18 protein-coding genes are annotated in these 23956 nt (G+C 74.6%); 7 read left to right on the forward strand and 11 right to left on the reverse strand.

Annotation, left to right across the window (positions count from 1 at the left end):
- Positions 1-89: 89 nt before the first annotated feature.
- From ACFV57_RS19790 to ACFV57_RS19800, 3 genes are all read right to left on the reverse strand, one after another.
- Complete coding sequence (locus tag ACFV57_RS19790; RefSeq protein WP_385233546.1) at positions 90-1754, reverse strand: transporter; 1665 nt, start codon at positions 1752-1754, stop codon at positions 90-92.
- Complete coding sequence (locus ACFV57_RS19795) at positions 1751-2608, reverse strand: ABC transporter ATP-binding protein (RefSeq protein ID WP_385233549.1); 858 nt, start codon at positions 2606-2608, stop codon at positions 1751-1753. The genes ACFV57_RS19790 and ACFV57_RS19795 overlap by 4 nt, the downstream gene beginning before the upstream one ends.
- Before the next feature lie 210 nt (positions 2609-2818).
- Positions 2819-3490, reverse strand: a complete 672-nt coding sequence (locus ACFV57_RS19800) for a bifunctional DNA primase/polymerase (RefSeq protein WP_385233552.1) — start codon at positions 3488-3490, stop codon at positions 2819-2821.
- Between the two features lie 460 nt (positions 3491-3950).
- Between ACFV57_RS19800 and ACFV57_RS19805 the strand changes: the two genes are divergently transcribed.
- Entirely contained in the window at positions 3951-5342 is a 1392-nt protein-coding gene (locus ACFV57_RS19805) for a transcriptional regulator (protein ID WP_385233555.1), read from the forward strand.
- Positions 5343-5641: 299 nt separating this feature from the next.
- Positions 5642-7717, forward strand: coding sequence for a hypothetical protein (locus ACFV57_RS19810; protein WP_385233558.1), 2076 nt, complete (start codon positions 5642-5644; stop codon positions 7715-7717).
- A gap of 96 nt (positions 7718-7813) precedes the next feature.
- Here ACFV57_RS19810 and ACFV57_RS19815 read toward each other — a convergent pair whose 3' ends face one another.
- The 7 genes from ACFV57_RS19815 to ACFV57_RS19845 are packed head-to-tail and all read right to left on the reverse strand — an operon-like array spanning position 7814 to position 17203.
- On the reverse strand, positions 7814-8887 hold the full coding sequence (locus ACFV57_RS19815) for a FecCD family ABC transporter permease (protein WP_385233561.1): 1074 nt from the start codon (positions 8885-8887) through the stop codon (positions 7814-7816).
- Positions 8884-9936: a FecCD family ABC transporter permease gene (locus tag ACFV57_RS19820; protein ID WP_385233564.1), complete on the reverse strand. Its 1053-nt coding sequence runs from the start codon at positions 9934-9936 to the stop codon at positions 8884-8886. Before ACFV57_RS19820 ends, ACFV57_RS19815 begins: the two co-directional genes overlap by 4 nt.
- On the reverse strand, positions 9933-10538 hold the full coding sequence (locus ACFV57_RS19825; protein ID WP_385233568.1) for a dTDP-4-dehydrorhamnose 3,5-epimerase family protein: 606 nt from the start codon (positions 10536-10538) through the stop codon (positions 9933-9935). Before ACFV57_RS19825 ends, ACFV57_RS19820 begins: the two co-directional genes overlap by 4 nt.
- The gene (gene rfbD, locus ACFV57_RS19830) at positions 10526-11413 is read right to left on the reverse strand and encodes a dTDP-4-dehydrorhamnose reductase (protein ID WP_385233571.1); all 888 of its coding nucleotides are present in this window, start codon (positions 11411-11413) and stop codon (positions 10526-10528) included. Before rfbD ends, ACFV57_RS19825 begins: the two co-directional genes overlap by 13 nt.
- Positions 11410-12426 (reverse strand): dTDP-glucose 4,6-dehydratase, encoded by a 1017-nt coding sequence (rfbB, locus tag ACFV57_RS19835; RefSeq protein ID WP_385233574.1) that lies wholly within the window; start codon positions 12424-12426, stop codon positions 11410-11412. The genes rfbD and rfbB overlap by 4 nt, the downstream gene beginning before the upstream one ends.
- A gap of 51 nt (positions 12427-12477) precedes the next feature.
- Positions 12478-13545 carry a glucose-1-phosphate thymidylyltransferase gene (locus tag ACFV57_RS19840; protein WP_385233577.1) on the reverse strand — a complete coding sequence of 356 codons (1068 nt, stop codon included), beginning with the start codon at positions 13543-13545 and terminating at the stop codon, positions 12478-12480.
- A 7-nt stretch (positions 13546-13552) separates the two neighbouring features.
- Positions 13553-17203 carry an ABC transporter ATP-binding protein gene (locus tag ACFV57_RS19845; RefSeq protein WP_385233580.1) on the reverse strand — a complete coding sequence of 1217 codons (3651 nt, stop codon included), beginning with the start codon at positions 17201-17203 and terminating at the stop codon, positions 13553-13555.
- Between the two features lie 156 nt (positions 17204-17359).
- Here ACFV57_RS19845 and ACFV57_RS19850 point away from each other — a divergent pair, with 156 nt between their 5' ends.
- The 3 genes from ACFV57_RS19850 to ACFV57_RS19860 all read left to right on the forward strand — a co-directional run bounded on the left by ACFV57_RS19850 (position 17360) and on the right by ACFV57_RS19860 (position 20975).
- Positions 17360-18523 (forward strand): nucleotide disphospho-sugar-binding domain-containing protein, encoded by a 1164-nt coding sequence (locus tag ACFV57_RS19850; protein WP_385233825.1) that lies wholly within the window; start codon positions 17360-17362, stop codon positions 18521-18523.
- Positions 18520-19896, forward strand: a complete 1377-nt coding sequence (gene fes / locus ACFV57_RS19855; protein WP_385233583.1) for an enterochelin esterase — start codon at positions 18520-18522, stop codon at positions 19894-19896. The genes ACFV57_RS19850 and fes overlap by 4 nt, the downstream gene beginning before the upstream one ends.
- A 104-nt stretch (positions 19897-20000) precedes the next feature.
- Entirely contained in the window at positions 20001-20975 is a 975-nt protein-coding gene (locus ACFV57_RS19860; protein ID WP_385233586.1) for an ABC transporter substrate-binding protein, read from the forward strand.
- A 75-nt stretch (positions 20976-21050) separates the two neighbouring features.
- Here ACFV57_RS19860 and ACFV57_RS19865 read toward each other — a convergent pair whose 3' ends face one another.
- Entirely contained in the window at positions 21051-22358 is a 1308-nt protein-coding gene (locus ACFV57_RS19865; protein ID WP_385233589.1) for an ABC transporter substrate-binding protein, read from the reverse strand.
- Between the two features lie 180 nt (positions 22359-22538).
- Between ACFV57_RS19865 and ACFV57_RS19870 the strand changes: the two genes are divergently transcribed.
- Entirely contained in the window at positions 22539-22988 is a 450-nt protein-coding gene (locus ACFV57_RS19870) for a hypothetical protein (protein WP_385233592.1), read from the forward strand.
- A gap of 56 nt (positions 22989-23044) precedes the next feature.
- Complete coding sequence (gene purU, locus ACFV57_RS19875) at positions 23045-23917, forward strand: formyltetrahydrofolate deformylase (RefSeq protein WP_385233595.1); 873 nt, start codon at positions 23045-23047, stop codon at positions 23915-23917.
- The last annotated feature ends 39 nt before the right edge of the window (positions 23918-23956 follow it).

The raw sequence follows: 23956 nt of genomic DNA on the forward strand, positions 1-23956 counted from the left end.
CGATGGCCGGGCGCCGGGCGCCGGGCGCCGGGTGCGGGGTGCGGGGCGCCGGGCGGGAGCGGGCCGGGCCCCCGCTCCCGCCCTCCGGTTCACCCCTTGCTGACCGCCACCAGAATCTCCGGCAGTCGCGCCGCCACCCGCGGCGCGGCCACCCGCATCCCCAGGAGCGCGATGCCCACCCCGTAGGCCGCCCCCACCGGCAGCAGCAGCCACAGCAGGCTGTGCAGGCCCGCCACGTGCAGCCACACCATCAGTCCGATCATCGGCGCGGCCAGCACGCCGCTCGCCAGCATTCCGGCGAGCAGGCTGAACCAGGCGACGGCGCCCTGACCGGCCGCGATGTTCTTGTTGCTCTCCGAGGGGATCGAGTAAGGGAACACCACCGAGGCCATCGCGCCGGTCGCCACCAGGGCGCCGAGCAGCGCCAGCGACATTCCGTAGACGTCGAAGAAGGCGGACCACGGCCCGAGGACGGCCGCCGCGCCGACCACGACCAGCGTCACGAACGGCACGCCGACCAGGGCCAGGCCCAGCCCCCGCGCGCGCAGCTCCACGAAGGCGTCGCGGGGCGTGGAGATCGTCGAGGCGACCATCCAGAACGCCGAGGTGTCCTGCCCGAACTGGTTGTACATCTGCATCCCCAGCAGGGCCGGCGCCGAGAACGCCGTGTAGATGCTGCCGCCGCCCTGGAGGGCGGAGACGACCGGGACGAGCAGGCCCACGCCGATCGCCATCGCCCAGGACATCTTCGACTTGGGGTCGCGCCACGCGTAGCGCAGCATCCGCAGGACGACGGTGCCCGTACGGCCCTCCGGCAGCAGCCGCTGAAGTCCGCCGCCCGAGGAGCGCCGCTTGCGCGCGCTGTCCTGCTCGACGGCCTGGAGGGTGGAGGAGTCGGGCGAGGTCATCACCGTGGTCAGGGTGCGGCTCCACCACCACAGCAGCAGGCCGAGGGCCGCCGCGGCCAGCGCCAGGCCCAGTACGGCACGGCCGTACGAGCCTTCGCTCGCCGCGCGTACCGCGTCCACGGCCGAGGCGGGCGGCACCCAGCGCAGGATGTCGGACGTGGATTCCAGGGCGGACAGCCCGGCCCCCGACCCGAACAGCTTCTGCGTGCCGATGTTCACGCCCTGCCCGCCGATCGCGACGAACAGGCCGCTCAGTACGGCGAGGTCGCGGCCCCGGCGGCTGGTCAGCAGCCGTACGTTGGCGGTGGCGACGGCCCGTGCCAGCGCCACGCACACCAGGACGACCAGGACGACGGCGAGGACGCCGACGACGGCGGCGCCCGCGCTGTGCGCCATCATGATCACTGAACCGACGGCCAGCGCCAGGGTGAAGACCGGGCCGATGCCCACCAGCGACGTCACCAGCAGCGAGACGATCAGCGGGCGCGGCCGCAGCGGCAGCATGACCAGCCGGGTCGGGTCGAGGGTCTCGTCGGCCGACGGGAAGAACAGCGGCATCGCCGCCCAGCCCAGCGCCAGGATGGCGGCGAGCAGCACGCCCAGCGCGCCCGCGTGCTCGACGTCGCGCAGGGCGACCAGGCCGAGCAGCACAGCCGCGGCGAACAGCAGGGACAGCACCAGCGACGCCACGTACGCGACGGCCCGGCCGGTCGACTGGCGCAGGCCGTTGCGCAGGAGGGACAGCTTGAGGCGGACGAGGACCGGCGTCAGCGACGCACCCGAGGCGGTGTGCCGGTCCCCGGACGGCGTGCGGGCGGGCGCGGCGGAGGCGGAGGGGGCGGTCATCGGGCGCTCCCGCCACCCAGCCAGTCCAGGTTCTGGCCGGCCGCGCGGCCGTTGGCGCCGACCAGTTCGAGGAACGCGTCCTGGAGGGACGGCGCGTCGCCGCGTACGTCCGCGAGCGGGCCGTCCGCCCTGATGCGCCCGCCGGCCATCACCGCCACCCAGTCGCACAGCGACTCCACCAGCTCCATCACATGGCTGGAGAAGACGACGGTGGCCCCGGAGGCCGTGTAGCGCTCCAGGACGCCGCGGATGGTCTGCGCGGACACCGGGTCGACGCCCTCGAACGGCTCGTCCAGGAAGAGGATCTCGGGATTGTGCAGCAGCGCCGCCGCCAGGCCGATCTTCTTGCGCATACCGGTCGAGTAGTCGACGACGAGCTTGTTCTGCGCGCCGGACAGGTCCAGTACCTCCAGCAGCTGGTCCGCGCGCTTGTCGACCTCCGCGCCGGGCAGCCCCCGCAGCCGCCCGATGTAGGCCAGGAGTTCGCGGCCGGACAGCCGCTCGAACAGGCGCAGGCCCTCGGGCAGTACGCCGATGCGGGACTTCACCGCGACCGGGTCGTGCCACACGTCGTGGCCGCCGATCTCCACCTGCCCGGCGTCCGGGCGCAGCAGGCCGGTCACCATCGACAGGGTGGTGGTCTTGCCCGCGCCGTTCGGGCCGACGAGGCCGATGAAGCGGCCCGCGGGCAGTGTCAGGTCGATTCCCGCGACGGCGACCTGCTCGCCGTACTTCTTCCACAGCCCCTGGACGCGCACGGCGGGCGGGCCGCCGCGGTCCTCCCGGGCGGGCGGGCCGTCCGGTGGTGTGGCCGTTCCGGCCGGCTGGTCGATGTGTTCCGGTTCGTTGGCCACCGGGCCTGCCCTTCCACGTCCCCGCAGGGGCCGGTCGTGCCCCCGTCCGTTCATCCCACGATACGGGCGGGTGTGCGACGGGGCCGGTGCGGCCGAACGGCCGGGCGCGCGGTGCCGGGAGGGGGCGTGCGCTGCTTGTCGCGCTCCGGGCGCACACGCTCGGGTACGGGGGCGGGGCGACGCGCCTCGTGCGGCTCCGCCGCCCCGTCCTCAGCGTCCGCGGGCCGCCGCGGCCTCCCGCCCGCAGGCGTACGCCAGCGGGCTGATCAGTTCGTCCGCGTCCGGCAGCCACCGGTTGGCGGCGGTGGGCTGGCGCACCCACTGCACCGCCCCGTGCGCGCCCACCCGCGTCGGCGGCGCGGCGACGTAGTCGCCCTCGCCCCGCGTGACCAGGTCCAGCGAGGAGGGCGCCCAGCCCAGGTGCCGTACCAGGTCGGGCACCTTGACCGAGGCGCCGGGGAGGACGAAGAAGAGCATCCGGCGGCCCGGGGTGCGGGTCACCGGGCCGAGCGGCAGGTCCATCCGCTCCATCCGGGCCAGGGCCAGGCAGCCCGCCGTCTCGGGCACGTCGAGCGCCTCGAACGTACGGCCCGTCGGCAGCAGGATCGAGGCCCGTGGATTCCTGCCCCACAGGCGGCGGGCGGCCGTCGCGCTGCCCGTGGCGTGGCCGGCCCAGCCCGGGACCGCCGGGTGCGCGCCGGGCGCGGCGCAGTCGGGTGCGCCGCACGAGCAGCGCGGCACCTCGCCGTCGTCTTCGAGCCATGCGCCGGGCAAGACGTCCCAATGCCGCTCTTCCGCGTAACGCACCGCAGTTTCGATCAACAGCTCGCCACGCTGCTCCGGTACCCGAGAGGCTCCTGTGACTCCGATGGTGTCTTCCACGTGCTGGACAACTTCCCCTGTCACCAAGGGTTACGGCCGACACGTCCACCGCCCCGGCGCATCGTTCCCGCACGTGGGGCGCATGGATGCACGTGCGGGGGCGCGTGCGGGGTAGCGACGGGAGAACGGGTAGCCACCTGCGTGACGGGCGGAGAGACCGCCCGGCGTACCCCGGTTCCGTCGATTCCCCGGAATCCCCGTCCCACCGAAGACCGGAGCAGCAGGAGCCAGGCCCGAGAGGCAGCACCCGGAACCGCGGCAGCGGGACCTACCGGACACCGCAATCCGGCGGAGCGATCCGCCGGCCGGTCGGTCCGATCGCCACAACACCGGAATGTCAAGGCTTTGGCGGACATGACGCACATCTGAGATATCCCGGATATCCGGCATATGCGCGGGGAATTGATCAATGGGTACGGCGTTCGCTGGTGAACGCGCAGCAGTAATCAGGGGGTGCAGCATGGCCGCCAGGCCACTCGTCGCGCGGCAGCCGAACGAACGGCTGCAGGCGCTCATTCAGGAAGCCGCCTGTTCCAACGCCGGACTCGCCCGCCGCGTCAACATGTGCGGCGCCGAGCACGGCCTCGACCTGCGCTACGACAAGACCTCCGTCGCCCGCTGGCTGCGCGGCCAGCAGCCGCGCGGCCGGGCCCCCGCCATCATCGCGGAGGCACTGGGGCGCAAACTGGGGCGCACGGTCACCATCGACGAAATCGGGATGGCCGACGGCAAGAACCTCGCGTCCGGTGTGGGCCTGCAGTTCTCGCCCACGGTCCTGGGCGCCATCGAACAGGTCTGTGAGCTGTGGCGCAGCGACGTGGGGCGGCGGGACTTCCTCAGCGGCTCCACCGTCGCCGCGTCCGCGCTGGTCGAACCGAGCCGCGACTGGCTCATCACCAGCGCCGACCCGCAGGTGGCGCGCAACGCCGGTGCCCGGGTGGGCATCTCGGACGTCGAAGCCGTACGGGCCATGACCACGGCCCTCGGTGAGCTGGACCACCGCTACGGCAGCGGCCACGTCCGGCCGGTCGTCGTCCACTACCTCAACAGCGTCGTCTCCGGGCTGCTGGCCGGCTCGTACCGGGAGGCGGTCGGCCGTGAACTGTTCGCGGCGGTCGCCCGGCTGACCGAACTGGGCGGCTACATGGCCGTCGACACCGGACAGCCGGGACTGGCGCAGCGCTACTACATCCAGGCGCTGCGGCTGGCCCAGGCCGCCGGGGACCGCGGTTACGGGGGCTATGTGCTGGCCGCCAGCATGAGCCACCTCGCCGCCTCGCTGGGCAACCCCAGGGAGATCGCGCAGCTCGCGAAGGCCGCGCAGGAAGGCGCGCGCGGGCACGTCACGCCGCGCGCGGAGGCGATGTTCTTCGCGGCGGAGGCGCGCGGGCACGCCCTGATGGGCGACGCGCGGGCCTTCCAGGTCGTGGCGGGCCGGGCGGTGGGCGCGATGGAGCGGGCCGGCGGCTCTTCCGGCACCGCGGACGACCCGGCGTGGATCACCCACTTCGACGAGGCCTACCTCGCCGACGAACTCGCGCACTGCCACCGGGACTTGGGGCAGGCGAGTGCGGCGCGCCAGCGCGCGCAGGAGGCGGTGGACGGGCACCCCGAAGGGCGGGCGCGCCGCCGCGCCATCGGGCTGGTTTTGCTGGCCAGCGCACAGGTGCAGCAGCGCGAGATCGAGCTGGCGTGCCACACCGGCACCCAGGCGGTCGAGTTGCTGGGCAAGCTGCGCTCGAACCGCGGCGCGGAATATCTGGAGGACTTCCAGCTGCGGCTGGAGCCGTACCGGGACGAGCCGGTGGTGCGGGAGTTCGGTGCCCGGCTGGAATTGCGGGCAGCCGCGTAGCGACTCGCGGCCCGCGACCGCCGGGGGAGGGCTGGTCGGCGTCCGGGCCGCCTCGTCCTTCCGTGCCGGGCGGGCCGCGCAGGGCCCGCCCGGCACCTCCCCACGGCGCCGTCGCCGGAGCCCGCCCGGGGGCCTCGCCGTGGCCCTCCCGATGCCGTGCCGCAGGCTTCCGCGGTGGCTCGTGCGGCGCCTCGTGCGGCGCCTCGTACGGGCGGTGACCAGGGGACATGGTCGAACGTGACTGCGACCCGGTAGCGTGAGCCGACGCTTCCGTAAGTCAGCAGATCGTAGGAGTCCCGGTGACGCAGAGCGGACAGGGCAGCGACCCGCACAATCCTGCGGGCGGGCCCGCGCGAGAGGGCGTTGTGCTGCCCGCTCACGGTGATCCGTGGGTCCCCGGCCAGCAGGCCGCACCGCCCGCGGGCCAGCCGTGGGGGCAGCCCTGGGGCCCCGATCAGCAGCAGAATCCGGGCGGACAGCCGGTGCCGGGGCAGCCGCCGGCCCCAGGTCAGCAGCCGGTCCAAGGCCAGCCGGTACAGGGGCAGCCGGTGCAGGGCCAGGCGCCCCAGGGACAGACCTACGGACAGCCGCCGCAGGGCCAGCAGCCCCCCGGCCAGCAGCAGGCTCCGGGCCAGCAGCCTTTCGGGCAGCAGTCTTACGGGCAGGATCAGTCGTTCGGCCATCAGCAGTCTTACGGTCAGGACCAGTCGTTCGGCCAGGGGCAGCAGTCGTACGGGCAGCAGCCGCAGTTCGGGCAGCAGCCGCCGCCCGCCCAGCAGCCGTCGTACGGCCAGGCCCCCTTCGCCCAACAGCCGCCGCCCGCACCGCAGCAGCCTGCCCAGCCGATGCCTCCGGCGCCTCCGACGGCGCCGCCCGCTCAGCAGCAGCCGCAGTCGCAGCCGCCGTTCCCGCAGCAACAGCCCCCGGCCGCCATGCCGCTGCCTCCCCAGGGACAGCCCGCACAGCATCCCGGCCAGCCGGTACAGCCCGGCCAGGCGCCGCCCCCGTCCCCGGACATGGAAGCGACCGCGCTGATATCGCCGTTCGACCCGCAGGCGGGCGGCCCGACCGGCGCGCCGCCCGCCGGGGGGCAGCAGCCGTACGGGCAGCTCGTCCCCGCGACGCCGCAGGCCGGCGCGCCGATGCCGCCCGCCGCCGGTGACCCCGAATCGACGGCGCTGCTGCGCCCGGTCGGCGGACGGCCGGGTCGGACGGGCGCGGGTGCCGGGGCCGGGCAGCCCGGCCCGATGCCCGGTGCCGCGCCGATGCCGCCGGAGGCGGGGGGTCCTGCGGGCGGACGCCCCGAAACGCCCGGCGAGTCCACCCGTACGCTGCGCGCGATCAAGCCGGACGGCCCGCAGCCCGGCCCGGCACAGTCCGCGCCGTCCGGTGCCGACTCCGAGGCCACCCAGTTCATACCGCCGATCGGCGCCGGGACCCCCGCGCCGCCGCCCGGCGCGCCCTTCGGCGTACGGCCCGGCGAGCCCGGTGACCGTGCGACACCGGCCGAGTTCGACGGCCTGTTCCGCTCCGGCCCCGGCGGCGCGGTGCCGCCCGGGACGCCGGGCGGTGTCCCGGACGCGACCGCGCAGCTGCCCCGTTTCGACGAGCCGGACCAGCAGCCGCAGGGCCCGTACGGCCAGCCGCCCTACGGCCGGCCGCCGCACGGGCAGCCGCAGTACGGCCACGAGCCGGACGACGGCGGCCGGCGCCGGCGCTTCGCCCCCGCCGTGGTCATCGGCGTCGCCGTGGTCGCCCTGGCGGGCGCCGGTCTCGGTGTCGGCTACGCGCTCAGCGGGGGCGGTGACGACGGCCCCGCCACGAAGAAGGAGGGCGCCGGCGGCCCGTCCGGCGCGGCGGACGACGGCAAGGGCGACAAGGACGGCAAGGCGGGCGGGCAGCAGCCGCCGTCCGCCGACCCGGTGGCCGCGCAGGCCAAGGACCTCGATGCGCTCCTGAAGGACAGCAACAACAGCCGCTCCGCCGTGATCGGCGCGGTCAAGAGCATCAAGTCGTGCGACAACCTCGACGGTGCGGCCCAGGACCTCCGGGAGGCCGCCCAGCAGCGCAACGACCTGGTGAGCCGCCTGGGCAAGCTGTCCGTCGACAAGCTGCCGGCCGGCGGCGAGCTGACCGCCTCGCTCAACGAGGCGTGGAAGTCCTCCGCCTCGGCCGACAACCACTACGCGGCCTGGGCCGGCCAGGTGAAGGGCAAGAAGGGCTGTCCCAAGGGCAAGGCCCGGGGCGGCAAGGAGCCTGCCCAGGGCAACGCGGACAGCGGCCGGGCCACGAAGGCCAAGCAGCAGGCGGCGAAGCTGTGGAACCCGATCGCGCAGAAGTACGGGCTGACCGAGCGGCGCCCGGAACAGCTCTGACAGCCCTGGCAGTTCCGGTTCTGACCGTTCCGGCCAGCTCTGGCAGGGGAGGCCCCCGGAAGCGGCCGGCGCACGGCCGCGCGCCGGCCGCGGGCCTCACACCTTCCCCGCCCTCCGCTCCAGGAACAGCAGCCAGGCCAGATACACGCCGCCGCCCACGCCCGTGATCACGCCCACCGGCAGGATGGCCGTGCCGGAGACGCGCTGGGCGGCCCAGTCGGCGAGGGTGACCAGGACGGCGCCCATCCAGGCGGCGGGCAGCACGTTGGGGCCCGGCGAGCGGGTGAGGCGGCGGGCCAGCTGGGGTGCGGCGAGGGCGACGAACGGGATGGGACCGGCGGCCGCGACGGAGAGCGCCGTCAGGCCGGTGCCGGCGGCGAGCAGGGCCAGGCGGCTGCGTTCCGGGGCGACGCCCAGCGCCGCCGCGGTGTCGTCGCCCATCTCCAGCATGGTGAGCCGGCGGGCCAGGGCCAGGACGGCGGGCGCCAGGGCGGCGACGCCGAGCGCGGCCACACTCACGTCCGCCCAGCCGCGTCCGTTGAGGCTGCCGATCATCCAGGTGGCGGCCTCGGCGGCCTTGCCGATGTCGGCCCGTACGTACAGATAGCTGGTCAGCGAGCCCAGGACTGCCGAGCCGCCGATGCCGACGAGCACCAGCCGGTAGCCGTGCACGCCGCGGCGCCAGGCCAGCAGATAGACGGCGGCGGCGGTGGCCAGGCCGCCGAGCACCGCGCCGACGGCGATCTGCGCGGTGCCGGCCTCCAGGAGGATGACGGAGACGAGGGCGCCGGCCGACGCGCCGCTGCCGAAGCCGATGACGTCGGGGCTGCCGAGGGGGTTGCGGGCCAGCGACTGGAAGACCGCGCCGCTCATGCCCATCGCGAACCCCGCCAGCAGCCCGTCCAGCACCCGGGGCAGCCGCAGGTCCACCACGACGAAGTCGGCGCCGGGCGGGCCGTCCCCGAAGAGGGTGGCGACGACTTCGGCGGGGGACAGGCGGTAGCTGCCCATGCCCAGGGAGAGGACGGCCACGAGGGTGCCGGTCAGCGCCAGTGCCGCGCAGACCAGCAGGGCGCGCCGTCCCAGGCGCAGGGACAGTCCGCCGCGGGTGCGCAGGACGGCGGGGCGCGGCGCCGGCCGGCGCGTGGCGGGGGTGCGTACGGCGGTCACAGCTGGGCCACCTTCCGTCGGCGGACGAGGTGGATGAAGACCAGGCCGCCGCAGAACGCGGTGACCACGCCGACCTCGATCTCGGACGGCGGCACCAGCACCCGGCCGATGATGTCGGACCCGAGCAGCAGGACGGGCGCGAAGACCGCGCAGTAGGGGAACAGCCATCGGGTGTCGGGGCCGCAGAAGGCCCGTACGGCGTGCGGGATCATCAGGCCGACGAAGCCGATCGGCCCGCACACGGCGGTCGCGGCGCCGGACAGCAGGGTGATGGCGACGATGGACAGCACCCGGGTCCGGCCGGGCCGGGCGCCCAGGGCGCGGGCGGTGTCCTCGCCTAGGGCCACGGTGTTCAGCGGGCGGGCCACCGCCAGCGCGATGACGGCGCCCGCCAGCAGGAACGGCAGCGCGGACAGCAGCAGGTCGCCGCGGCGGCCCGCGAGCGTGCCGATCGACCAGTGCCGCATGGTCTCCAGGGCGCCCAGGTCCGTCAGTTGCAGCCCGTTGACGTAGCCGAAGAGGGCGGCGTTGACGGCGGTGCCGGCGAGGGCCAGGCGTACCGGGGTGGCGGCCCGGCTGCCGCCGAGCGCGTTGACCAGGACGGCCGCCACACCGGCGCCCGCCAGCGCGAACCACAGGTAGCCGGTGAAGGAGGTGATGCCCAGCACGCTGATCGCGGTGACCACGGCGGCCGAGGCGCCCGCGTTGACGCCGAGCAGGCCGGGGTCGGCCAGCGGGTTGCGGGTGAGGGTCTGCATCACGGCGCCGGCCAGCCCGAGGGCGGCGCCCGCCGCGACGCCCAGCGCCGTACGCGGCAGCCGCAGCTCCCGCACGATCCGGTCGTCGGCGGTGCCGGTCGGCCCGAACAGGCCGTGCCACACCTGGTCGAGGGGGATGGCCTTGGCGCCGACGGCGATGCTCGCCAGCACCACGACGGCCAGCAGCGCCAGCCCCAGCAGCAGCCCGCCGGCCCGCACCGCCCGGCGCCCGGCGGGCGGTGCCGCCGGGGCGGGCGGCGCGGTGCGCGCCGCGGGAGCGGTCGTCGTCACGCGGCGCTGCCTTCCCGGGCGGCGGCCCGGTGGCGCACGCACTCCTCGTACGAGGGCAGCAGGCCCAGCCGCTCGGCCTCCGCCAGGGTGGGCGCGGCGCTGTCCTTGGGGGACAGCAGCGGGTCGACGCCGGCCGGCCAGCCGATGCCCAGGGCCGGGTCCAGCGGGTGGACGCCGTGTTCGCGGCGCGGCTGGTAGCCGGTGGAGCACAGGTAGACGACGGTGGCGTCGTCGGTCAGGGCCATGAAGGCGTGGCCGAGGCCTTCGGAGAGGTACACCGCGCTGAGCCCGTCCTCGTCCAGCTCGACGGCCTCCCACGCGCGGTAGGTGGGGGAGCCGGTGCGCAGGTCCACCACCACGTCCAGTACGGCGCCGCGTACGCAGGTGACGTACTTGGCCTGGCCGGGCGGCACCTCGCTGAAGTGCACGCCGCGCAGCGAGCCGCGGCGGGAGACGGAGCAGTTGGCCTGGGCCAGCACCGGGGCGCGGCCGGTGGCGGCGGTGAACTCCGGCTGGGTGAACCATTCGTGGAAGGAGCCGCGGTCGTCCCGGTGGACGAGTGGTTCGCGGACCCAGGCTCCTTCGATGCTCAGCGGGCGCATGAGACCCCTCCTTCCAGGGCCGCGGTCACCGCGGCGAATTCGGCGGTGAGCGCGGCGCGCCAGTGCCGGGGCGCGGGCATCCCGGCGGCGGCCCAGCGGTCGTGGCCCAGCACGCTCCAGGCGGGGCGGCGGGCGGGGCGGTCCAGGGTGGTGCTGTCGGTGGGCCGTACCCGGTCGGGGTCGGCGCCGGCCAGCCGGAAGACCTCGCGGGCCAGCCCGTACCAGGTGGTCAGGCCGCCCGCGGTGGCGTGGAAGACGCCGGGGCGCGCGGGGCCGCGGCCCAGGGCGAGCAGCCGCTCGGCCACGTCGCGGGCCGGGGTGGGCTGGCCGGTCTGGTCGTTCACGACGTCCACGGTGGCGCCCCGGGTGGCGCGTTCGGCCATGGTCCGGACGAAGTTGCGGCCGTGGGCGCCGTACAGCCAGGCGGTGCGGACGACGGTGCCGGTGTGCGGAAGTTCGGACAGTACGGCCTGTTCGCCGGCGAGTTTGCCGCGTCCGTATGCGGTACGCGGTCCGGTCGGCGCGCCTTCCGTGTACGGGGTGGTGGCGTCGCCCGCGAAGACGTAGTCGGTGGACAGGTGCAGCAGCCGGGTGCCGCTGCGGGCGCAGGCGCGGGCCAGCCCGCGTACCGCGTCGGCGTTGACGCGCCGGGCCTGCTCCTCGTGGGTCTCGGCCGCGTCCACGTCCGTGTAGGCGGCGCAGTTGACGACCACGGCGGGTCGGACGCGCCGCAGGGCGGACTCCACGGCGTGGGTGTCGGTCAGGTCCAGGGACCGGCGGTCGAGGGGGAGCGCGCATTCGCCCTCGGCGGCGAGCAGGCGGCACATCTCGCGGCCGAGCATGCCGCTCGCACCGGTGATCAGCCAGCGGTTCACCGGGCGGCACCGCCCAGGGCCGGTGCCGGGGCGGCGGCGTGGGTGCCGTCGGCCGGGGGCGCGCAGCGTTCGGGGTGGTCGCGGTACCAGGCGACGGTTTCGGCGAGTCCGTCCTCGAAGGAGTGGCGCGGGGTGTAGCCGAGTTCGTCGTGGATCTTGGTCCAGTCCACCGAGTAGCGCCGGTCGTGGCCCTTGCGGTCGGTGACGCGCTCGATCCGGTCCGCGTCGGCGCCGCAGGCGGCGAGCAGCCGTGCGGTGAGGTCGCGGTTGCTCAGTTCGGTGCCGCCGCCGATGTTGTAGACCTCGCCGGGCCGGCCGCCCTCCAGGACCAGGCGCAGCGCCCGGCAGTGGTCGTCGACATGCAGCCAGTCGCGGACGTGCAGCCCGTCGCCGTACAGCGGTACGCGCCCGCCGGCCAGCAGCCTGCTGACGAACAGCGGGATGACCTTCTCGGGGTGCTGGTAGGGGCCGTAGTTGTTGGAGCAGCGGGTCACCGACACGTCCAGGCCGTGGGTGCGGTGGTGGGCCAGCGCGAGGAGGTCGGAGCCGGCCTTGGTGGCGGAGTACGGGGAGTTGGGGGCCAGGGGCGCGTCCTCGGTCCAGGAGCCCTCCGCGATCGAGCCGTACACCTCGTCGGTGGAGACGTGGACGAAGCGGGCCACGCGGTGGCGTACGGCGGACTCCAGGAGGATCTGGGTGCCCAGGACGTTGGTGGCGGCGAAGTCGGTGCCGCCCGCGATGGAACGGTCCACGTGCGACTCGGCGGCGAAGTGCACCACCGCGTCGTGTCCGGCCAGCAGGGAGTCCACCAGCGGCTGGTCGCGGATGTCGCCGTGGACGAAGGAGAACCGCGGGTCGCCCTCCACCGGGCGGAGGTTGGCGCGGTCGCCGGCGTAGGTCAGCGCGTCCAGGACGGTGACGTGCGGCCCGCTGCCGGGGCCTTCGGGGGCGAGCAGGGTGCGGACGAAGTGGGAGCCGATGAAGCCGGCCCCGCCGGTGACGAGGATTCTCAAGGCGTCAGTCCAAGAAGGGGAAAGGGGGACGGGGAGGCGCGGGCCCGGACCTCAGGGCGCGATCTGCACCTGGCTGTGGTCGCCGAGCACCAGGCGGTGCGCGCGGGGCGCGCGGGCGGCGCCGCTCATGCGGACCATGCGGCCGATGAGGGAGCCCTCGATCCGGCCGGCGTTCTCGATGCGGGAGTCGTCCAGGACGATGGAGAACTCCACCTCGCTGCCGCTGATCACACAGCCGTCGGCGACGGAGGTGGACGGGCCGATGTAGGAGTCGCGGACGACGCTGCCCGCGCCGATGACCGCGGGCCCCACGATCCGGGACCGTACGACGCTGGCCCCGGCCTCGACGCGGACCCGGCCGACCAGTTCGCTGTCGCCGTCCACCTCGCCCAGTACGGCGGGCGGCAGGCCCTCCAGCACGGTGCGGTTGACCTCCAGCATGTCGGTGACGTTTCCGGTGTCCTTCCAGTATCCGGAGATGACGGTGGACTGCACGGTGCGGCCCGCGTCGACCAGCCACTGGAGGGCGTCGGTGATCTCCAGTTCGCCGCGCGCCGAGGGCCGGATGGCCCGTACGGCGTCGTGCACGGCCGGGGTGAAGAGGTAGACGCCGACCAGGGCGAGGTCGCTGCGCGGCTCGGCGGGCTTCTCCTCCAGGCGCAGGACGCGGCCCTCGGCGTCGAGTTCGGCGACACCGAAGGCGCTCGGGTCGGGGACCTTGGTGAGCAGGATGCGCGCGTCGGGGCGGGCCGCGCGGAACTCGCCGACGAGTTCGGTGATGCCGCCGACCACGAAGTTGTCGCCGAGGTACATCACGAAGTCGTCGTCGCCCAGCCAGTCGCGGGCGATCAGGACGGCGTGCGCCAGGCCGAGGGGCTGTTCCTGGGGGAGGTAGGTGACGCGGGCCCCGAAGCCGGAGCCGTCGCCCACGGCCGTACGGATCTCCGCGGCGGTGTCCCCGACGATGATGCCGATGTCGGTGATGCCGGCGGCGACCAGGGACTCGATGCCGTAGAAGAGCACCGGCTTGTTGGCGACGGGGACGAGTTGTTTGGCGGCGGTGTGGGTGATGGGCCGCAGTCTGCTGCCGGTGCCTCCGGAGAGGACAAGTGCCTTCATGAGCGGGTCATCCTTGGGTGAGGGGGGCGGGCTCGGCGGCGGCCGAGTGGTGGTGCCACAGCCGGGCGTACGGGCCGTCGGCGGCGAGGAGTTGCTGGTGGGTGCCTTCTTCGGCGATCCGTCCTGCGTCCAGGACGACGATCCGGTCGGCCCGCGCGGCGGTGGCCAGGCGGTGCGCGACCAGGACGGTGGTGCGGCCGTCGGCCAGGCGGTCCCCGGCGTCGAGCACCGTGCCCTCGGTGGCCGGGTCGAGGGCGGCGGTGGCCTCGTCCAGCAGGAGCAGGCCGGGGTCCACGAGGTGGGCGCGGGCCAGGGCGACCAGCTGGCGCTGGCCGGCGGACAGGCGCTGTCCGCGTTCGCCGACGGGCTGGTGGAAGCCGTACGGCTGGGCGGTCACCGCGGGCAGCGCGCCCACCGCCCGCACGGCCTCCTCCACGTCGCGGTCGGTGGCCCCGGGCCGCCCGTAGCGGATGTTGTCGGCGATGTCGCCGGTGAACAGGTGGGCTTCCTGGGGGACGACGCCCAGCCGCCGCCGGTAGGCCGGCGGGTCGTAGGCGCGTACGTCCACGCCGTCCACCAGCACCTGGCCCTCGGTGGCGTCGTGGAAGCGGGCCAGCAGCTTGACCACGGTGGACTTGCCGGCCCCGGTCGCGCCGACGAGCGCGACCGTCTCGCCGGGCTCGACGCGCAGACTGACCCGGTCCAGTGAGGGACGCTCGGCGCCCGGGTAGCGCAGAGTGACCTCGCGCAGTTCGACCGCGCCGCGCAGCCGGTCCGGTACGGGCACGGGCTCGGCGGCGGGCCGCACCGACGGCTCGACGCGCAGCAGCTGGAGGGTGCGGCGCAGGCCGACGGACGCCTGCTGGTAGCTGTCGAAGGCGAGCGAGAGCTGCTGGATCGGCGAGAAGAACATGCCGAGGAAGAGCGTGAAGGCGACCAGGACACCGGCGTCGAGGCCGCCGTCCGCGACCCGGTGGGCGCCGACGAGCAGGACGGTGGCCTTGGCGAGTTCGGCGGTGAGGTTGACGCACGGGAAGTACACGGCGGCGTAGCGCTGGGCGCGCAGCCGGGCGGTGCGGTAGTTCTCGGAGAGCTTGCCGAACGCCTCGGCGGTCTTGCTCTCGCGCGACTGGGCCTGGGCGACGCGCAGCCCCGAGACGTTCTCCTGGAGGCTGGAGTTGACCTCGCCGATGCTCTTGCGGGCGTCGGTGTACGCGGCGGAGGACAGCCGCCAGAAGACGGCCGTGGCCAGTGCGATCAGGGGGACGAGGGCGAGCGCGGTGAGCGCGAGCGGCAGATCGACGGCGAGCATCGCCACGACGGCGCCGCACAGCGTGGCCAGGGCGGCGACGGAGGTCAGCAGGTGCGTCTGGAGGAAGGCGGAGAGCGCGTCGATGTCGTTGACCATGGCGGTCATGATCTGGCCGCCGCGTTCGCGCTCGTAGAAGTCCAGGCCCAGCCGCTGGAGGTGGGCGAAGGTCTTCACCCGCAGCCCGTAGAGCACCCGTTCCCCGGCGCGGCGGGTGACGCGCGCCTGGACGGTGAGCACGGCCCAGCCGGCCGCGACGACGAGCAGCGCGGTCAGCACGGTGGCGGCGAGGGCGCCGCCGTCGCCCGCGCCGACCCCGGCGTCCAGGCCGTGCCGGACGAGGAGGGGCAGCGCGAGGGAGGCGAGGGAGTCGGCGACGACGAGGAGCAGGCCGAGCAGCAGCGCGGCGCGGACCGGGGCGAGCAGCCGCCGGAAGCGGGCGTCGGGGTCGGGGGCGCGCAGCCGGGCGTCGTCCAGGCGCGGGTCGTCGGTGGTCTCCTCCGGGGTGCCCTGGGCCGCGTCGGCCGGGGGTTCGGGCCACAGGTCCGGGGTGACGCCCCGGCCGGCGGTGTGTTCGGCGGCGGTGACGCGGACGTCGAGGGAGTCGCCGGGCCCGGCCAGCAGTTCGCGGAACAGCGGGCAGCGCTCGGTCAGCTCCTCCTGGGTGCCGGTGTCCACCACACGGCCGTCGTCCAGGACGGCGATGCGGTCGGCGAGCTGGAGGGTGGAGCGACGGTGTGCGATCAGCAGGGTCGTGCGGTCGCCGGTGACGGCGCGCAGGGTGCGGTGGATGGCGGCCTCGGTGGCGGCGTCCACGGCGGAGGTCGCGTCGTCCAGGACCAGGACGCGCGGGTCGGCCAGCAGGGCGCGGGCCAGCACCAGGCGCTGCCGCTGCCCGCCGGAGAGCGTCAGCCCGCGCTCGCCGACCTCGGTGGCGTAGCCGTCGGGCAGCGCGGCGATGAACCCGTGCGCTTCTGCGGCCTCGGCGGCGGCCCTGACCTGCGCGTCGGTGGCGTCCGGGCGGCCGTAGGCGATGTTGTCGCGGACCGAGCAGGAGAACAGGAAGGGTTCTTCGAAGACCACGCCGATGGTGCCGCGCAGGTCGGCGAGTGCCAGTTCCCGTACGTCGGTGGCCGCGCCGGGCGGGCCGACGCGCACCGTGCCGTCCTGCGGGTCGTAGAAGCGGGGGAGCAGCAGCGAGACGGTGGATTTGCCGGAGCCGGACGGGCCGACGAGTGCGAGTGTCTCGCCGGGCCGGACGGTCAGGGAGACGCCGTTGAGCACGGGGTCGCTGGGGGCGTATCCGAAGCGCACGTCGCGCAGTTCCAGGCCGGTCGGGCCGGCGGGCAGTTCGGCGGGGTCGGCCGGGTCGGTGATCTCGGGCCGGGCGTCGATGAGTTCGTAGACCCGCTCGGCGGCGGCGCGCGCCTGCTGGGCGGTGACCAGGAAGCTGGCGAACAGACGGGCGGGCCCGGCGAGCAGCGCCAGGTAGGCGGCGAAGGTCAGGAAGGTGCCCAGGCCGATGGTGCCGCGCAGCGCCAGCCAGCCGCCGAGGGCGAGCACACCGACCTGGCCGAGCGCGGGCAGCGCCGCGAGGGTGGCGGTGGCTCCGGCCTGGATGCGGGCCACCCGCATCCGCCGCCCGAACAGGGTGCGGGCGGCGCGGGCCAGCCGGTCGACCTCGCGGTCCTCCTGGCCGAAGCCCTTGACCACGCGTACGCCGGTGACGGCCTCCTCGACCTGCTCGGCGAGGTGCGCGGCGCCGGCCTGCGCGTCGCGGGTGGCGGGCACGAGCCGGGCGCGGCTGCGGGCGGCGGCCCACGCGGTGGCGGGTACCACGGTCAGCGCGACCAGGGCGAGCGGCGCGCACAGCCACAGCATCGCGCCGACGGCGACGAGGAAGAGGGCCGAGGTGCCCAGCGGGATGGGCAGCATCCCGAGCATGATCTGCACCTGCGTCAGGTCGCTGTTGGCGCGGGAGACCACCTGGCCCGTGCGCAGCGCGTCCTGTTTGACGCCGTCCAGGCGCTGGAGGGAGTCGAACACCTCCGTACGCAGCCGGTGCTGGACGCCGAGGGCGAGTTTCCCGGCGGCGTACCGGCGGGTGAACTCGGCGCCGAACTGGACCAGCGCCAGGCCCGCCATGGCGGCGGCCAGCCAGCCGATGCGGCCGGTGTGCCCGGCGACGGCGTCGTCGACGCCGAGCCCGGCCAGGAGGGGGCCGACCGCCTCAAGTCCCGTGCCGAACACGGAACTGACGGCGACCGCGAAGAGGAGTCGGGGATGGTGCCGGCACGCGGCACCGAGCCTGCGTATCCAGCCGGGGGACGTTGTTGACCTGCTGAGCACGTGGTTAGCTTAGGCTTGCCTAAGTGCAGGGTCGCCACTCCGGTGGTGTGACCTGACGCACATAGGCCGTCACCACACCGTTCAGCGCCGTCCCGCCGCACCACCCGTGCCCCGTAACCGTCCTGACGGGACGTCGGGGGAGAAAGCAGGTTGTCGATGCGTGTCCTGTTCGCCGGGCCGCCCTTCTTCGGGCTGCTCTACCCCTTGGTTCCGCTCGCCCAGGCCTTCCGCGCCGCGGGCCACGACGTCCTCGTCGCCACCTGCGGACGGGCCGTCGGCCACACCGCGTCGGCCGGGCTGCCGGCCGTCGACTGCGCGCCCGGCATCGACCCCGACGCCCTGTACGCCGCCATGGAGAAGAACCGCCGCGGCAAGCCGCCGGCCCCGGGAGAGAAGAACACCGCGCCCAAGGGCAAGGGATTCTCCTTCTTCAGCGAGGAGATGGCGGACACCATGGTCGACGTCGCCCGCCACTGGCGCCCGGACCTCGTCGTGCACACCCCCAACGGCGTCGTCGGCCAGCTCGTCGCCGCGGCCCTCGGCATACCCTCGGTCGTGCACGCGGTCGGCTTCGGCCACACCGGCCGGCACGTCGCGATGATGAACGACGCCCTCGCCGACGGATACGCCCGCCACCGCCTGAGCGGGCCGGAACCGGTCGCCGCCTGGCTCGACGTCACCCCGCCCGCCATGAGCGTCACCGCCGAGCCGCACCGCCGCTACCTGCGCTACGTCCCGTACAACGGCGGCGGCGCGCTGCCCCACTGGCTCTTCGAGGACCGCAAACGCCCCCGGATCGCGGTCACCCTCGGCACGGTCCGCCCGGTCGTGGACGGCGTCTCCCCCATCGAGTGGGTCATCGACGCGGCCCGGGTCACCGACGCCGAGTTCGTCCTCGCGCTCGGCGGCGCCGACCTGTCGGAGCTCGGCCCGCTCCCCGAGAACGTCCGCCCCGTCGAGTGGACGCCCCTGGGCGCGCTGCTCGCCGCCAGCGACGCCACCATCCACCACGGCGGCGCCGGTACGACGCTCACCGCCCTCGACTCGGGCCTGCCGCAGCTCGTCCTCGGCGAAGGCGCCGACCGGCCGGCCAACGCGGCGGCCGTCCAGGCGCGCGGCTGCGGCCTGGTGCCGCCGGACCCGTCCGCCCTCGCCGGGCCCGGGCACCCCGGACGCGACCTGGTCCGGCGGCTCCTGGAGGACGAAGCGCTGGCCACCGCCGCCCGCGAGACGGCGGAGGAGATGGCCGCGCTGCCCAGCCCCGCCGACACCGTGCCCCGCCTGGTCGAACTGGCCCTCGCCCGCGGAGCGGCCGGATGACCCGCGCGGACGGCGGCACGGCGACCGGCGCCCTGACGGCCCCCGGCCCGAAGGCCCCCCTCCCGAAGCCCCCCGCCCTGAAAGCCGCCGTCAAACCGCCCGGCCTCCCCCGCCCCCACCCGGCCGAGACCGCGGTCAGCCCGCGGCTGACGCGCCTGGCCGCGCAGCTCGCCGAGGCCGGTTCCGCGGACGCCCGCGCCGGGGTGCTGGACCGGTTCTGGGCCGAGGCGGCCGACGCGGGCACCCCGCTGGTCGAACCGCTCGACGGCGACCCCGGACACCGCGCCGTCACCTTCCTGTGGCGCGGCGACTCCGCGACCCGCCAGGTGCTGCTGATGGTCAACCGGCTGATGGACCGCGCCGACCTGCCCTCCAGCCTGATGCGCCACCTGCCCGGTACGGACGTGTGGCACCTGACGTACCGCCTGCGCGGCGATCACCGCGGCTCGTACCGCATTGCCCCCGACACCGAGGGACGGGCGGCCGGCGACCTCGGCGCGCTGGCCGCCACCGGCGTCGGCGACCCCCTCAACCCCCGCACCGTCGCCACCCGCTGGCATGGCCCGCCCGGCTCCGTCTTCGAGCTGCCGGACGCCCCCGCCCGCCCCTGGACCCACCCCGCGCACCCCGGCACCCCGCGCGGCACGGTGCGGCGGCACCACGTGGCCAGCGCGGCCCTCGGCACGGAACGCGAGGTGTGGGTGTACGAGCCGCCGGCCGCCGCCGCGACGGGCCGCGCCGGGGCACCCACCGACACCCTCGTCCTGCTCGACGGGGACATGTGGTTCGGCCAGTTGCGCCTGGAGGACGCGCTCGACGGCCTGATCGCCGACGGCGCGATCCCGCCGCTCACGGTGCTGGCCCCGCACGCCGTCGACAACGCCACCCGCTCCCGGGAGCTCGGCGGGCACCCGGAGTACGTCACCTTCCTCGCCCGCGAACTGCTGCCCTGGGCCGCCGGGCGCCTGCCGGTCGCACCGGACCCGGCGCGCACGGTCGTCGCGGGCCAGAGCCTGGGCGGACTCACCGCCCTGTACGCCGGATACGCCGCGCCGGACCAGTTCGGCAACGTCCTGGCCCAGTCCCCGTCCATGTGGTGGCGGCCCCCGGACGAGCCGTCCGAAGACACGGCGTGGATCACCCGGAGCTACGCCGAAGGGGCACCGCGCGGACTGCGGCTGCACCTGGACGTGGGCCTGCACGAGTGGGGAATGCTCGAACAGGTCCAGGACCTGCGCCGGGTGCTCCGCGCCGGCGGCCACCCCGTCACCGGCGCCGACTTCAACGGCGGCCACGACTACGTCTGCTGGTCCGTCGCCCTCGCCCAGGGGCTGATCACCCTCCTCGGGCCGGGGTCGCGACCGGATTCCTGAAGCACGGGCCCCGAGGCACGGCCCCCTGAAGCACCGGCCTCGGCCCCCTCCGCCCGCCCGCCGGCCCCGCACTCTTCGTCCCGTACACACAAGGAGCAACACCGATGCGTTACCGCCGACCCGCCGCCCTGCTCACCGTCGCCCTGGCCGGCGCCCTGACTCTCGCCGGCTGCGGCGACGGCGACTCCGGCGGCAAGGACGGCGCCGACGGCACGGCGGGCGGCACCCGCACGGTCACCGACGCCAACGGCAAGAAGGTGGAGGTGCCCGCCACCCCCAAGAAGGTGGTGACGCTCAGCGAGCCCACCCTCGATGCCGCGCTCGCCCTGGGCGCCCACCCGATCGGCGCCACCAGCGGCCGCGGCCAGTCCGGCGTGGCCGGCTACCTCGCCCCCGAGGCCGGTTCCGCCCAGATCGTCGCCAACGTCGCCGAACCCGACCTGGACAAGCTCGCCGCCATGCGGCCGGACCTGATCCTGCTCGACGAGACGGTGGGCGCCAAGCGCGTACAGGACAAGCTGAGCCGGATCGCCCCCACCGTGCTCACCGCCAAACTGAACGCCCCCTGGCGGGACGCCTTCACCGCGACCGCCGACGCCCTCGGCAAGAAGGCCGACGGCCAGAAGTGGCTCACCTCCTTCGACGCCCGCCTCAAGACCGTCAAGAGCGAACTCGGGCCCAACGCCGAGGCGGTCACCAGCGTCATCCGCTGGCAGAACGGCGCGCCCTCGGTCGTCGGCAAGGGCAAGGGCCACGTCGGCGACACCCTCGCCGCGCTCGGCCTCAAGCGGCCCCAGGGCCAGCAGGGCGAGAGCGTCGGGCACAGCGAGCCGGTGAGCCTGGAGCGCCTGGACACCATCGACGGCGACTGGCTCTTCCTCGGCGCGCTCGGCGACCGGGCCGCGGGGGAGAAGGCCCTCAAGGAGGCCGCCGCCGTACCGAACTTCGGCAAGCTCAAGGCCGTCGAGAAGCACCACGTCGTGGCGATCGACGGCTCCGCCTGGAACAGCTCGGGCGGCCCGCTCGCCGCGCAGGCCGTCCTCACGGACGTCGAGAAGGCCCTCGCGAAGAAGAGCTGAGCCGTCCCGGCCGGGGCGGGCGGCTCCCTGCCGCCCGCCCTCAGCCGTCGGCTCTCCGCTCCCGGTGTTCCGCTCTCACCCGTCCGCCCGCGGCCGCTCCAGCGTCGTGGCGACGTTCACGAAGCCCTCCTTCGCCGCCACCAGCTGTCCCTCCCGTACGGCCTGGTAGGTCACCAGCCCGTTCACTATCCGCGGGAAGTCCTGCACCGCGAGCATGTCGTCGGAGCGCCAGCGCAGCTTCGGCGTCAGGCCGCCCGTGTCCACGGCCCGGTCGCCGCGGTCCAGCGCCTGCTGCACCGTGTGCGCCGTGATGGTCCCGACGCCCTCCTCGCCGAGCTGCTCGACGACCGCGCGCAGCACCGTGTAGGCGATCCACGTCGTCTGCACGCCGGGGTCGGCCGGGTCGATGCGGTTGTCGCCGAACGCGTGGTCGCTGATGACCTTGCGCATCGGCTTCCAGCGCGCATCGCTCGCGACCGGGTACCAGCCGGTCAGGTACGCGCCTTCCAGCGGGCCCGACCGGCCGCCCGTACGGTCCACCAGCGCCTGCCCGACGCTGCCCAGCACCGAGGCGATCCGCACCTTCGAGCCGTCGGGCTGGAGGCGGCGGAAGGAGTCGAAGAAGGTGTCGGTGCGCTCGCCGAGGGTGGCCGTCACACAGCCGCCCGCGCCCTTGGCGCCGTCCAGCGCGCGCCGCGCCGCGTCCTCGTAGTCGGTGCCGTCCTCCGGCGCGCGGACGTCCCGGGCGGCGCCGCGGCTGCCGTCGGACAGGCCCGCGCCGAGGAGCGCCGGCATCTGGTCGCCCTGGATGGTGTCCGGCCGGACCAGCGAGACCCGCTCGCAGACGCTCGCCAACTGGCGTCCGTTGCCCGCCAGAAGGGACGCCTGCCCGCCGTTGACCGGGTACGACAGGGGGCTGGCGAACTCCTCGTCGGAGACGCCGTACCCGCCGATGTACGGGATGCCGTTGCGCTCCAGCGGCGAGATGAACGAACGGCCGAACTGGCTGTACGAACCGACGACCGCGACCGCCTTGGCCTCGACGGCGCGCTGCGCGCAGCGCGCGGCGGCCACCGAGTCGTTGTGGTCGTTGCAGGTGAGGACCTTCAGCGGGTGGCCGCCGATGCCGCCCTGGGCGTTGACCCAGCGCGCGTACGCCTGCGCCATGGCGGGCATCCCCGGCATGTTGGTCGCCTTGGTGTCCACCGGCGCCCACGTCATCACCGTGAGCGGCTCCTTCTCCCCGGAGCCTCCGGGGGTGCCGGGGAGGGAGCCGCAGGCCGAGAGCAGTGACGCCAGGGCCGCCGTGCAGGCCGTGACAGCCGTGGCGGCTGCGCAGGCGCGGGGGAAGGGGCGGGGGGAGGGGCGTCGCCGTCCGGTCATGTCCACGGAGCCTTCCGCTTCGCCCGGAACGCGTGAGTGACGTCCGGGCAACGGGTGGTGACAGTGGGGTGAACTCCGGGGGGCCGTCAGTGATCATCGGCCGAGAACGTACGATCGAATACTGTGCAAGGTTCGGAGAAGTCTTCCCGTCGCGGCCGTCGCTCGACCACCATGGGCGCCATGCCGCTTACCGACATGCCGTGGTGGCGCTGGCGCAGCAATGTGCGCTCCGCGCTGCACATGCTCTCCGACCCCGCCTTCCAGCAGGAGACCTGGCTGGCCGGCCGCCCGGGGTACGGCGACGTCACCGACGCCGTCTACCGGCTCGTCGAGGACACCTGGCTGGACAACTGGTCCGCCGAGAAGTACGTCGGCACGATCTTCCGCGACTCCCAGGAGGCGTCCCTGGTCGACGTCGCCGTGCTGCGGGTGCTGCGCATCATGCACCAGGTCGGGCCGGACGCCCCGGTGACCGCCTACCTGGAGCACCACGCCTGGGCGGAGGCCGTACGGGCCGCGCGCGACGCGCACGTACGGATGGCGGCGGCGGACGGCGAGGACCCGGACGTGGCGCCGCACTCGCTCGAAGTCCTGGCGATCATCACGCGCGGCCAGGGCGCCTTCGCCTGAGCGCACGCTCCGCCGCGGGACGGACCACGGCCGGGAATGTGCGACCCTATGAGGTCATGAGCGACTCGCAGCCCAGTACCCCCGACCAGTACGTCCTCACCCTCTCCTGCCCGGACAAGCAGGGCATCGTGCACGCGGTGTCCAGCTACCTGTTCATGACCGGTTGCAACATCGAGGACAGCCAGCAGTTCGGGGACCACGACACCGGGCTCTTCTTCATGCGGGTCCACTTCGGCGCGGACACCACGGTCAGCGTGGAGAAGCTGCGCGCCAGCTTCGCCGCGGTCGGCGACTCCTTCCAGATGGACTGGCAGATCCACCGCGCCGACGAGAAGATGCGCGTCATCCTCATGGTGTCCAGGTTCGGGCACTGCCTCAACGACCTGCTCTTCCGCTCCCGGATCGGCGCGCTGCCGGTCGAGATCGCGGCCGTGGTCTCCAACCACACCGACTTCGCCGAGCTGGCCGGCTCCTACGACGTCCCCTTCCACCACATCCCGGTGACCAAGGACACCAAGGCCGCCGCCGAGGCGCAGGTGCTGGAGCTGGTGCGCGAGGAGAACGTCGAGCTGGTCGTGCTGGCCCGCTACATGCAGGTGCTCTCCGACGACCTGTGCAAGGCGCTGTCCGGGCGGATCATCAACATCCACCACTCCTTCCTGCCGAGCTTCAAGGGCGCCAAGCCCTACCACCAGGCGCACGCGCGCGGCGTCAAGCTCATCGGCGCCACCGCCCACTACGTGACCGCGGATCTCGACGAGGGCCCGATCATCGAGCAGGAGGTCGAGCGGGTCGGCCACGGCGTCACGCCGGACCAGCTCGTGGCCGTCGGCCGGGACGTGGAGTGCCAGGCCCTGGCGCGCGCCGTGAAGTGGCACAGCGAGCGCCGCGTACTGCTCAACGGCACGCGCACGGTCGTCTTCGCGTAGCAGCCGGCGGCGCCCCCTCCGGACAGTTCCGTACGCGTC

The sequence above is a fragment of the Streptomyces sp. NPDC059788 genome, assembly GCF_042732265.1.
In the GTDB taxonomy this organism is placed as follows: domain Bacteria; phylum Actinomycetota; class Actinomycetes; order Streptomycetales; family Streptomycetaceae; genus Streptomyces.